Annotated in this window: 7 protein-coding genes; 4 read left to right on the forward strand and 3 right to left on the reverse strand. The window is 62.6% G+C overall.

From position 1 onward, the window contains the following. Positions 1-10 precede the first annotated feature (10 nt). Both ACLKMW_RS07690 and ACLKMW_RS07695 read left to right on the forward strand, forming a co-directional pair. Positions 11-1,039 carry a quaternary amine ABC transporter ATP-binding protein gene (locus ACLKMW_RS07690; protein WP_415723821.1) on the forward strand — a complete coding sequence of 343 codons (1,029 nt, stop codon included), beginning with the start codon at positions 11-13 and terminating at the stop codon, positions 1,037-1,039. Then, positions 1,036-3,021, forward strand: coding sequence for an ABC transporter permease (locus ACLKMW_RS07695; RefSeq protein ID WP_415723822.1), 1,986 nt, complete (start codon positions 1,036-1,038; stop codon positions 3,019-3,021). Before ACLKMW_RS07690 ends, ACLKMW_RS07695 begins: the two co-directional genes overlap by 4 nt. Before the next feature lie 77 nt (positions 3,022-3,098). Here the strand turns inward: ACLKMW_RS07695 and ACLKMW_RS07700 are convergent, their stop codons facing one another. Beyond that, complete coding sequence (locus ACLKMW_RS07700; protein ID WP_415723823.1) at positions 3,099-3,539, reverse strand: pseudoazurin; 441 nt, start codon at positions 3,537-3,539, stop codon at positions 3,099-3,101. Positions 3,540-3,720: 181 nt separating this feature from the next. Here ACLKMW_RS07700 and ACLKMW_RS07705 point away from each other — a divergent pair, with 181 nt between their 5' ends. Next, positions 3,721-4,422: a Crp/Fnr family transcriptional regulator gene (locus tag ACLKMW_RS07705; protein WP_415723824.1), complete on the forward strand. Its 702-nt coding sequence runs from the start codon at positions 3,721-3,723 to the stop codon at positions 4,420-4,422. On the opposite strand, the gene ACLKMW_RS07710 is transcribed toward ACLKMW_RS07705, so the two are convergent. Beyond that, the gene (locus tag ACLKMW_RS07710) at positions 4,423-4,641 is read right to left on the reverse strand and encodes a DUF1858 domain-containing protein (RefSeq protein WP_415723825.1); all 219 of its coding nucleotides are present in this window, start codon (positions 4,639-4,641) and stop codon (positions 4,423-4,425) included. Between the two features lie 147 nt (positions 4,642-4,788). Beyond that, a complete protein-coding gene (nirK, locus tag ACLKMW_RS07715) occupies positions 4,789-5,874 on the reverse strand; it encodes a copper-containing nitrite reductase (protein WP_415723826.1) in 1,086 nt (361 codons plus the stop codon). Positions 5,875-6,650: 776 nt separating this feature from the next. On the opposite strand from nirK, the gene ACLKMW_RS07720 reads away from it, so the two are divergent. Beyond that, positions 6,651-11,897 carry a DUF4082 domain-containing protein gene (locus ACLKMW_RS07720; RefSeq protein WP_415723827.1) on the forward strand — a complete coding sequence of 1,749 codons (5,247 nt, stop codon included), beginning with the start codon at positions 6,651-6,653 and terminating at the stop codon, positions 11,895-11,897. Positions 11,898-11,901: the final 4 nt, after the last annotated feature.

Raw genomic sequence — 11,901 nt, forward strand, 5'->3', positions numbered from 1 at the left:
ACAGACTCTCATGACCGAAGCCAAGATTTCATGCCGCAATCTCTGGAAGCTCTACGGCGCCGGCGCCGACGAATTTCTGAAACAACATAGCGGAAAACCATCCACCGAAGCCCTGCGGGCCGGGAACTACGTCTCGGCGGTGCGCGATGTTTCGCTCGACATCATGCCCGGACAGATCCTTGTGGTGATGGGCCTGTCCGGTTCGGGCAAGTCGACATTGCTGCGCTGCCTTGCCCGTCTGGTCGAGCCGACGGCGGGCGAAGTGATCTTCGAGGGGCAGAACCTGCTCAAGGCGACCGAAGCGGAGATGATCGAGCTTCGGCGCCACAAGATGGGCATGGTGTTCCAGAACTTCGCGCTGCTGCCGCATCGCACGGTGCTCGAAAATGTCGCCTTCCCGCTTCAGGTGCAGGGAATGAACCGGCGACAGCGCGAGGACCGTGCGCGGGAAGTCGTCGAACTGGTCGGCCTCAAGGGCCGCGAATCCTACTATCCCCGCCAGCTCTCGGGCGGACAGCAGCAGCGCGTCGGCATCGCCCGTTCGCTTGCCGTCGGCCCTGACGTGTGGTTTCTCGATGAACCGTTTTCGGCGCTCGACCCGCTGATCCGCCGCGAAATGCAGGACGAATTCCTGCGCCTGCAGCAGATGCTTTCCAAGACGATCGTCTTCATCACGCATGATTTCGGCGAGGCGATCCGCGTTGCCGACCGGATCGCCATCATGAAGGACGGTTTGGTCGAGCAGCTCGGCACCGCCGAGGAACTCGTCACCTGCCCGGCCACGCCCTATGTGGCGGAATTCACCCGCGAGATTTCGCGCGACCAGTTTCTTTCGGTTTCATCGGCCATGACGCCCGCCAAGGGACGCCGGCCGCTTGACGGCGCGATAAAGCTGCAGGCGCGGCTGGTGGATGTCGCCCGGCAGGTGCTGTCTTCCGACGATCCCGTCGACGTGGTCGACGATAATGGCCTCCTCGTCGGCGCGCTAAGCCGACCGGCGGTGATCAATGCGCTTTACGGGAAGGAACTCTGCCCATGAGCGCTGCGGCTACATTCGAAACACGCCTGCCCGAGCAGGGGGCCGGAACGGCTGGTGCCGCCCGACTGGCGACTGTCGTGCTGCCCTTCATCGCAATCCTGCTGCTCATTCCGGTTCTTCCCGATTGGGCGATCAAGGTTCCAACCGGCTGGACAATCCCGTTCATCGACTGGCTGAATGCAGCGATCGAGCAGTTGCGCCGCTATGAGATACTCGGCCTGTTCTCGTTCAGGGACGTCACCCGACTGATTGCCGACCTCGTCAACTGGCCCCTCTATCTGGTCGAAGGCCTGCTGATTTCGGGCTATCCCGCCGCCGGCCTGCCGCCCATGCCCTGGGTCATGGTCGCCGGTCTTGCCGGCGTTCTGGGCTGGTATCTGAAGGGTCCTGCCCTTGGCGCGCTTGCCGGCGGCTGCATCGTCTACCTGGCGATCTTCGGAAAATGGGAACTGTCGATGGTGACCCTGTCGGTGGTTCTCGTCTGCGCTCCGATCGCCGGACTGGTTGGCTTCGGCCTCGGCATCGCCGCGTTCAAGAAAAAGTGGTTCGAGGCAATTCTGGTCCCCTTCCTGAACGTCATGCAGTCGCTGCCGCATTTCTCCTATCTCATACCGATTGCAGTGTTCATTGGCGTCGGCCACAAGGCCGGCGCCATCGCAACGATCGTCTTCGCCATCCCGCCAATGGCCAGGCTGACCATTCTCGGCCTGCAGGGCGTTTCGAAGGAAGTTCGCGAAGCCGGCCAGATGGCCGGATGCACCCGGTTCCAGATGCTCTGGATGGTTGAGATTCCCGCGGCCCGGCAGGCGCTGCTGGTCGGCGTCAACCAGGTCATCATGCAGTGTCTGGCCATGGTCGTCATTGCCTCCTTCGTAGGGGCGAAAGGGCTCGGGCAAGATCTCCTGCTCCGGCTTCAGTCATTGAAGATCGGGCAGGCGCTGGAGAGTGGTGTTGCAATCGTGCTGATGGCGATCGCGCTCGACCAGCTCGGCCGTGCCGCGGTCCACAAGCAGCCGACGCAGCCCAGTTCGGGAGCCGTGTGGAACCGTTCGCCCTTCCTGGCGGCCGCAGTGGTGGTCATCCTTGCATCGGTCCTGCTCTCGGTCGTGACGCCATATGCGCGGACCTGGCCCACCGAGCTTTCAATCAGCACCGCGCCCATCTGGGACGCGCTGGTCGATTGGATCACGATGACCTTCTACGGGCCGTTGCAATTTTTCCGCGATGCGCTGCTGCTTTATGTGCTGATCCCGGTTCGCGACCTGTTCCAGCACATTCCTTGGACCGCGCTGGTCGTTCTAGTCGCGGCGGCCGGATGGTCGCTCGGCGGCATGCGCCTTGCGCTGATCGTCTCGGGCTTCATCCTTTTCATCGCCTTTGCAGGCTTCTGGGAACGCTCGCTGATCACCGCCTATATGGTGACGGTGGCACTCGCCGCCTGCCTGCTGATCGGCCTGCCTATCGGCATCTGGGCGGCGAAAAGCGAGCGCCGGACACAGATCGTCAACATGCTGTGCGACACGCTGCAGACCTTTCCGTCGTTCATCTATCTCATTCCGGTCATCATGCTGTTCAAGGTGGGCGACGTCGCCGCCATTTCGGCGATCGTCATCTATGCCATGATCCCGATCGTTCGCTACACGATCTTCGGCCTGCGCAACGTGCCGTCCGAGATCGTCGAGGCTGGCATCACTTCGGGCTGCACCAAGAGGCAGCTGCTGTGGAATATCCGCATGCCGCTGGCGGTCCCCGAAATCATGCTCGGCATCAATCAGACGATCATGTTCGCGCTGTTCATGGTCATCATCGCCGCCTTCATCGGCACCAAGGACATCGGCCAGGAAATCTTCCGGGCGCTGACCTTCAACGATGCCGGAAAAGGGTTGGTGCTTGGCCTGTGCGTGGCCTTCATGGGCCTGACCGCCGACCAGTTGATCACCGCCTGGGCGACCAAGCGCAAGCGCCTGCTCGGCCTTGCCTGACCGACGGCCTTCGGCTTGCGGAGCGGTCGCGCGTTCGAGGAAACGCGCAATCGCTCCGCCATTAACTCAGGCAGCGGTCAGTTGCCGGCAATTTGGCCGAACAGCCCGGCGAACGCAGGCTTGGCTTTCCCGGTCTGCCTGACGGCCTTTGCCGCCTCCAGATTGAGCGGCTTTCCCACTACGACGAGCGCGACCATGCCCATGCCGTAATGCGGCGTGCATTTGACGCCGTAGACGCCTTCCTTGTCGAGCGTGACGGTGACTTCCTCGTTGATCTTGCCCTTGAAAGGTTCGGCGCCGTCGGGGACCATTCCCTTGATGGTCTCGGCATTGTGGGTCTTGTCGGTTGGAATGAACCTGATCGTGTCTCCAGGGGCTGCCTGTACGAAACTCGGTTCGAACACCATCGCGCCAGCCGCGCCCTTGTTGAGCATATGCACTTCATGCTCGGCCGCCTGGATGCTTCCTGCCATAAGCAGTGCCGCAATCGCTGTCGCGAGGAAAATGCCCTTATTCATGCCGGTCTCCTTTTCGACGGTTCTCATTTGCCGGGAACCGGCTTGTTTATAGGCGAGCCGGGGGCGGTCGAATTTGCCGCATCGCAAACAAGCGGCGAAATCCGGAAAAAGGCTTTCAGGCACAGCGGCTTGCCGTTGCCCGCATGCTGTGGAAAATTGGACCGGGACCGGAGACTATCGCTTGAGCCGACTTGACCGATCGCTGATCGCCAATCTGCCGCTTTTTCAAGGGATGGAGCCTGCCGAGCTCGACCAGATGCTGCAAAGCGCGCGGTCGCTGCGGGTCGCCAAGGATGCCGCCGTGTTCGAGCAGGACGGCGAGGCGCATTCGTTCTTCCTGCTGCTCGATGGACATGTTCGCGTGGTCAAGACCACGCCCGACGGCCAGCAGGTGATCGTGCGCTATATCAGGGCCGGCGAGCTGCTCGGCATTGCCCATGCGCTCGGGCGCACCACCTACCCGGCAAGCGCCATCGCGGCGGTCGACTGCGTGGTTCTGGCCTGGCCGGGCAGCCTGTGGCCCGAACTCTCGGCGCGGTTTCCGAGCTTTGGCGCAAACACCTACAAGACGGTGGGAAACCGCCTGCAGGACGCACACGCCGTCATGGTCGAAATGTCGACGAAGCAGGTCGAGCAAAGGGTGGCGCACGCGCTTTTACGGTTGGTAAACCAGACCGGCGTCAAGACCGAGGAAGGCCTGCTCATCGATTTCCCGATCTCGCGGCAGGACATAGCGGAGATGACCGGAACCACCCTTCACACGGTCAGCCGCCTTTTGACCGCGTGGGAAGAAAAGGGCCTTGTCACGAGCGGCCGGCAACGGGTCACCGTGGTCGAACCGCACCGGCTGCTGATGCTCGCCGAAGGCCGCGCCAAGGATTGATCAGGCGGATCGTTGCGCCGACGCGACTGCCTGATTGAGCGCGTCGAGAAACGACGCGTGGTCCACGCTGTGTTCCCGGCAGGCATCGGCAACCGTATGGAAGGGTGCGATCGGGCAGCCGACGCAAAGCATGCGATAACGCAGGACGATCCGGATCGTTTCCGGCCATTGGCGCATCACATCGCTCATCGGCATGTCTTCAACGATGATCGGCTTCATCACACTCTCTCCCGGCATGAAGAGCCGGCGGCGCGAGCCGCCGGCCGGGCCAGTGCCAACGGGAGCACCCCCGCCCGCTGCTCCCGTTGGCCCGGCTTTCGGCGCGGAGATCGCATCGCCGCGCCGGAAAGATGTTGTCGAGGCTTGCTACTTCATTTCCGCTTCAGCAGGTCCCGCGTGCATGATGTCGTCGTCTTCAGGTCCGTCGACGATCAGATACCCGGCAAGACCGCGTTCGGCCCGCGACAGCGCGTGGTCGACCAGCACATAGTGTCCGCCGCGCTCGATCTTGAAATCGACGATGGTCGCGCCGCCGGGCGGAACCGTGACGGTTTGAACGCCCGTCAGCGGCGGCGAGGTGACACTGCCCAGCGAGTAGACGTGGTCGAAGATCTCGCCGATGACGTGGAAGGACGAGGTGAAATTCGGCCCGCCGACCCCGAAATAGATGCGTACCGTCTCACCCGCATTGGCATAGAGCGGATGCGACTTGGTCAGCGCGCCGACCGCGCCGTTGAACAGGAAATATTCCGGCCGTTCGGAAATGAGCTTGTCATAGTCCATCTCCATTTCGCCCTGGGTGCCGAAAGGCTCGACCGTGTAGAGCTCACCCTGCATGACGTAGAATTCGCGGTCGACCTGCGGCAGACCCCCTTCGGGCTCAACCAGGATCATGCCGTACATGCCGCTGGTGATGTGGTGGGCGACGCTCGGCGTCGCGCAGTGATAGACGAAGATGCCCGGCTTCAACGCCTTGAACGTCACCACCGTCTCTTCGCCGGGTGAAGTCTGCGTGAAATCGGCTCCGCCGCCCGGCCCGGTCGCGGCATGGAAATCGACCGAGTGAGGCATGACGCTGTCGTCCGGATTCTTCAAATGCACTTCGACCGTATCGCCGACGCGAACCCTGACGAACGGGCCCGGCACCTTGCCGTTGAAGGTCCAGTAGACATAGGTGGTTCCGTCGTCGAGCCTGCCCTTCAGTTCCACCGTTTCCAGATCGACCCTTACCACCTTCGGCGGGCGCGTGCCGATCGGTTCGGGCAGATCCGCCGGATCGTGCACGACGTCGGCCGCATCGGTGTCCATCGCCGCACGCGGTCCCGGCATCACCTGGATGATGCCCTCCATGCCGGCAGCGCGGTGCCCGGCGATGGAGCAGTAATAGGCGAATTCGCCGTGAGAATGTCGACGACGCGTTCTTGCCGACCACGACCGAGGAACGCGCTGCATATTGGTCGAGCACCACGTCGTGCTCGGCGCCCTCGCCGTTGATCAGGTTGATCTGGACCAGTTCTCCCTCATGCACCATCAGTTTGGGGTTGACCTGGCCATCGATGTCGCCGCCGACGCCGATGTAGACCATGCGGCCGGTGGCGATGCCGGTCTTGAGCGTGAAGACCGTCGGTGCATGATAGCTGACCGACGACGAAGGAGCCTGCTTGTCAGGCGCCGGGGCGGCCGGTTCGGCCACCGGCTCGGCGGCTGGTGTTTGAGCCGTCTGCGCCTCGGCGCCATGCTGGTGTGTCTGTGCGAATGCCGGGGCAAGAAAGGTGATGAACAGGGCCGCGACGATCGCCATAATCCGGCTCGGCCCCCTCGGCCTCCAGGACAAGCCCGGAGGTCGGCTTCCTCGAACGGACGTGACCGGCGCCCGTGCCGATGGCGTTTTGAGCTGCTTGAACATGATGGCTCCGCTGTTGCCTTGCAAAGTTGCACGAGCAGAACCTAAGCCATTGCGCCTGTGCGCATTTTGCACAAACGCAAATAGAAATGACGTGAGCCGGCGGCGGCATCTCGTGGCCGATTTATCTGAAGCGAGGGTAGCGGCCACGCATATCCTGCCTGCATCCCATCATCCCAACGGCGGAAGACCCCCTCCACCTCTACCCACTTTGGAAGGCGACGCCCATCGAACGGGCTTCTTTGCGGGCCTGCGGCCAGTTGGCAAAATCAGCATCGGTGGCAGTGCTGCGGCATATACGCTGAGGGATCGGAAGGGGCGAGCGATGCTCAAGAGCCAGGACAAGTTACAGGAACATCTAAGTGTTTCTGGCGGCTCAAATATTGACGATCTGGTTGCCCGTGTCTGTCAGGGCCTTTCCGTCAAAAGCAAGGCCGCCAACTTCGTGGCCGACAGCTTGATGGATGCGGAAAGATTCCCGGTCACGCTACGGGCTCCCCAATTCGCCGGCGTCTGGAGCGCGCTCAGATATGGCGGGCATGCCGATCATCCGTCCTCCGATTCATCCGCATCGACCTGCGCGCCGCGCGTCTTCGCCGCCAACCTTGGCGCGATGTCCAACAGCATACGCGTGTTTTCATCTGCTGCGAGGCTCTTCAACGGAAGCGATGCGGTCGATGTACCCGCTCCCGCCGGGGCTTCACCTAGCGTCCCATCAACCGAACCGGCGGCTCCTCAAGAGATGCCCGGCGGCAGCCTTTCGCCCTCAAACCGGCTGATTGGCGGAGGAGAGATAGGCGATAAGCCGGCCGCTGCTTCCGCACCGCCAAACATGAGGTCGGCGGCACCCCCGGAAACAACTGCGCAACCTGCCACGACTGCCTTGACGGGAACGCCGAACGAGATCGCCCTCGAAAACGCGAAGCAGGGCAATCCGGAGAGCGAATGGGGTATCGAAGGGGACGGCTCGGCAAATATTCAGGGCTTCGCCACCGAGATCAGCACCAATATCGGCGGCCAAGTTGACTTCAAGATCGCCACCGATTCCACCAATTACCGCATCGACATCTACCGGCTCGGCTACTATGGCGGCATGGGCGCCCGCAAGGTCGCGACCATCAATCAGCAATTGTCGTCGGCGCAGGTACAGCCGCATCCGATCGTCGACACGTCGCGCGGATTGATCGACGCCGGCAACTGGGCGGTCTCGGCAAGCTGGCAGATTCCCGGGGATGCGGTCTCGGGCGTGTATATAGCCAAGCTGGTGCGGCAGGACGGTACGGAAGGCGCCAGCCACATCCCCTTTATCGTCCGTGACGACACTTCCACCAGCGACATCGTCTTCCAGACGTCGGACACAACCTGGCAGGCCTACAATGAATGGGGCGGCGCAAGCCTCTACTTTGGCGACGTGCCAGTCGATCCGGCCGATATGATCGGCTATCTGCCGCCCAACTGCGGCTGCGGCATAAACTCGATCGGCCGCGCCACGGCCGTTAGCTACAATCGTCCGTTCGTCACCAACACCAGCGAGCGGGGCGGATGGTGGGATTTCATCTTCGGGGCGGAGCATTCGGCCATACGCTGGCTCGAACAGAACGGCTACGACGTCTCCTACATTTCCGGCGTCGACACCTCCCGCAGCGGCAGCCGGCTCTTGAATCACGATGCCTTCCTGTCGGTCGGGCATGACGAATACTGGTCCGGCGAGCAGCGGGCCAATGTCGAGGCGGCGCGGGATGCCGGCGTCAATCTCGCCTTCTGGAGCGGCAACGAAGTCTATTGGAAGGTGCGCTGGGAAACCAGCATCGACGGCAACGGCACGCCCTACCGCACGATGGTCTGCTACAAGGAAACGTGGGGCGGAACCCCGGATCCGAGTTCCACAGGTACCGGCACCTGGCGTGACCCGCGCTTTGCAGATCCCGGCCAGAAGCCCGAAAATGCGCTGACCGGCACGATGTTCACGGTGGACAGCTTCAGGCTCGACACCATTACCATACCCTACGACTATTCCAAGCTGCGGTTCTGGCGCAACACCGACATAGCCAACCTCCAGCCGGGCCAGACTGGCTCGCTGGTGCCGAACCTGCTCGGTTATGAGTGGGATTCCGACGTCGAGAACGGCTTCCGGCCTGCAGGCCTGATCAACATGTCGCTGTCTACCGTCTCGGTCGACACCTATCTGCGCGACTATGGCACTTCGATCGGTCCTGCCAACGTCAACCACAGCCTGACCATGTATCGCGCGGCAAGCGGAGCGCTCGTCTTCGGAGCGGGGACGGTCTTCTGGTCATGGGGCCTCGACGACCAGCATGAGGGCCCTGCCACCCCAGTCGACCCGAACGTCCGGCAGGCGATGGTGAATATGTTCGCCGATATGGGCATTCAGCCGACGACCCTGGATGCGAGCCTGATCCTTGCCACGCAGAGCACCGATTCCACCGCGCCGACATCGACGATCACATCGCCGGTTTTCGGCGCTACCTTCGTTGAAGGCCAGCGGGTGACGATCACCGGAACGGCGCAGGATACGGGCGGCGGGGTGGTCGCCGGTGTCGAGGTATCGACGGATGGCGGAAATAGCTGGTTCAAGGCCACCGGCCGCGAGACCTGGAATTTCACCTGGATCGCGCAGGCGAGCGGCACCTACACCATAAAATCCCGCGCAGTCGATGACAGCCTTAACATCCAGTCGGTGTCATCGGGCGCGGAAGTGACGGTGAACCTGCCGCCGACATCCAGTCTCTGGACCTTCGCCAACAAGCCGGCGCAGGAAACCGTGCTCGACCGCGACGGCGTCCAACTCGGTGTGCGTTTCCAAACCGCCTGGGCCGGCTCCGTGGAGGGCATCCGCTTCTACAAGGGTTTCTACAATGTCGGCGCGCATGTGGTGAACTTGTGGACCGCCGACGGCACGCTTCTGGCGACCGGTACTTCGGTCGGCGAAACATTGTCGGGCTGGCAGACTGTGCAGTTCTCCTCGCCAGTGCAGATCACGCCGGGAACGACCTATGTCGCTTCCTATCACACCGGCGGCTACTATTCGGCCACAGACAATTATTTCACGTCGACCTATACGAACGGCCCGTTGACTGTTCAGCAAAACGGGTCCGTCTACGCGTACACCAACAATAGCGGCGCCTTTCCGACAAACAGCGGAGGAGCCGCCAACTATTGGGTCGACGTTGTCTTCGCCCCCGCTCCCAATACGGCGCCGACTGCGACGGACGACACCGGCTATTCCGTCGGCCGCAACGGCACGCTTGCGATTTCCTTCGCCTCCCTGGTGGCCAACGATGTCGATTCCAATGGCGAGCAGCTTACGGTGATCGCCGTCGGCAACGCGTCGAACGGAACCGTGAGCCTCGACACCCAGACGGGCAACGTTCTGTTCACGCCCTTTGCCGACTATACCGGCCCGGCAAGCTTCAGCTACACCGTGTCGGACGGGCGCGGCGGCACCGACACCGCCAACGTCAGCCTGACTGTCCAGCAGGGGCCGGACGGCGTATCGCTGTTCCCCGGCAACAGTGGACCGACCGGACCGGCGGCCAGCGACGGCACGCCGGTGGAACTCGGAATGCGGTTCACGACCTCGGTCGGCGGCACGATAAGCGGCCTGCGCTTCTACAAGATGGCCGGTGACACCGGGCCGCACACGGGTTCGCTCTGGACTTCGACCGGAACGCTGCTCGGCACGGTCACCTTCACCAACGAATCCTTCAGCGGCTGGCAGACCGCGACCTTCTCCAGCCCGATCCAGATATCGGCGGGCCAGAGCTATGTCGCGTCCTATCACACCAACGGCACCTATGCGGCCACGGCGAACTACTTCACCACCCCGCGAACGAACGGCCCGCTGACGGCGCCGGCATCGACGGAAAACAGCCGCAACGGGCTTTATGCCTATGGGGCCGGAACCGTGTTTCCGACGAATTCCTACCAGGCAAGCAATTACTGGGTCGATGTGGTGTTCAATCAGTCGACGACAAACGCGGTGCCGATCGCCAGCAACGACAATGGCTATAGCGTCAGCCAGAACACGCCTGTCTCACTGACCGCCGCCTCGCTGCTCGCCAACGACAACGATCCGGATGGCGATCCGCTGACCATCACGACAGTCGGCGGCGCGACCAACGGCACCGTCGCCTTCGACAGCCAATCGAACCTCGTCACCTTCACGCCGACATCCGGCTATACCGGCCCGGCGAGCTTCAGCTACACGATCACCGACGGACGGGGCGGAACGGCCTCGGCCACGGTGAGCATGAACGTGACGCCTCCCGGAACGGCAATCAGCCTGTTCTCCGACTCGAGCACGCCAGCCGTGCTGGCGGTGAACGATCCGGGGTCCGTGGAGCTCGGCGTCAGGTTCACCGTTTCGGCCAACGGCACCATCACCGGCCTGCGTTACTACAAAGGCGCACAGGACAACGGCACACACACAGGCTCCCTGTGGACGAGCACCGGCACGCTGCTTGCCACCGCCACTTTCACCAACGAGACGGCGAGCGGCTGGCAGACGGTGACCTTCGCACAGCCGATCACGGTCGCCGCCGGAACAAGCTATGTCGCGAGCTATCACTCGAACGGCTTCTACACGGCAACCCAGAACTACTTCACCTCGAGCCAGTCGAACGGCCCGCTGACAGCGCCGGCAAGCGTGTCGGGTGCCGGGAACGGCCTTTACGCCTATGGCTCGGGCACCGTCTTCCCGACATCTTCGTTCAACGCCACCAATTACTGGGTCGACGTCCTGTTCGAGCGCTCGACACAGAACGCAGTCCCGGTCGCCAACAACGATTCCGGCTTCTCGGCACAGTTCAACACGGCTGTCACCATCCAGGGAAATACCCTGCTTGCCAACGACACCGATGCCGACACCGATCCGCTGACCATCACCGGCGTCGGCAGCGCGGTCAACGGCACGGTAGCCTTCGACAGCCAGACGAACGCCATCACCTTCACGCCGACTTCCGGATATACCGGCAATGCGAGCTTCGCCTACACCATCTCCGATGGACGGGGTGGAACCGCATCGGCCCAGGTGTCGCTCACCGTTGCGCCCGAGGACACCGCGCAGCATCTGTTCGCCGCAACTGATACGCCCACGACCGTCACGGTGAACGACAACAGCCCGGTGGAGCTTGGAATGAAGTTCCAGGCGGATGTCGCCGGATGGATCACCGGCTTCCGCTTCTACAAGGGGCCACAGAACACCGGGCCGCATGAAGCCCACCTGTGGACCTCGACCGGCACGCTGCTTGCCAGCGCCACCTTCACCAACGAAACGGCGAGTGGCTGGCAGTCGGTGGATCTGGCGCAGCCGATCGCCATCGAAGCGAACACGACCTATGTCGTGTCCTACCACACCAACGGCTTCTATTCGGCGACCGGCAATTTCTTCGGCTCGGAGCTTTCGAGAGACAATCTGACCGCGCTTTCGAGCGCGCTCAGCGGCGGCAACGGCGTCTATGCCTATGGGCCGAGCGGGGTCTTCCCGACCAGCACCTACAACAGCAGCAATTACTATGTCGATGTCGCGTTCAGGCCGCAGCTTGCGGCATAGCAGC

This window comes from Borborobacter xinjiangensis (assembly GCF_047739745.1).
In the GTDB taxonomy this organism is placed as follows: Bacteria; Pseudomonadota; Alphaproteobacteria; order Rhizobiales; family Rhizobiaceae; genus Pseudaminobacter.

Bases quoted from the DNA above. Each gene is read 5' to 3' on its own strand.
- ACLKMW_RS07710 (WP_415723825.1), bottom strand. From the start codon at position 4,641: ATGAAGCCGATCATCGTTGAAGACATGCCGATGAGCGATGTGATGCGC.
- ACLKMW_RS07700 (WP_415723823.1), bottom strand. From the start codon at position 3,539: ATGAATAAGGGCATTTTCCTCGCGACAGCGATTGCGGCACTGCTTATG.
- nirK (WP_415723826.1), bottom strand. From the start codon at position 5,874: ATGCAGCGCGTTCCTCGGTCGTGGTCGGCAAGAACGCGTCGTCGACAT.
- ACLKMW_RS07720 (WP_415723827.1), top strand. From the start codon at position 6,651: ATGCTCAAGAGCCAGGACAAGTTACAGGAACATCTAAGTGTTTCTGGC.
- ACLKMW_RS07690 (WP_415723821.1), top strand. From the start codon at position 11: ATGACCGAAGCCAAGATTTCATGCCGCAATCTCTGGAAGCTCTACGGC.
- ACLKMW_RS07695 (WP_415723822.1), top strand. From the start codon at position 1,036: ATGAGCGCTGCGGCTACATTCGAAACACGCCTGCCCGAGCAGGGGGCC.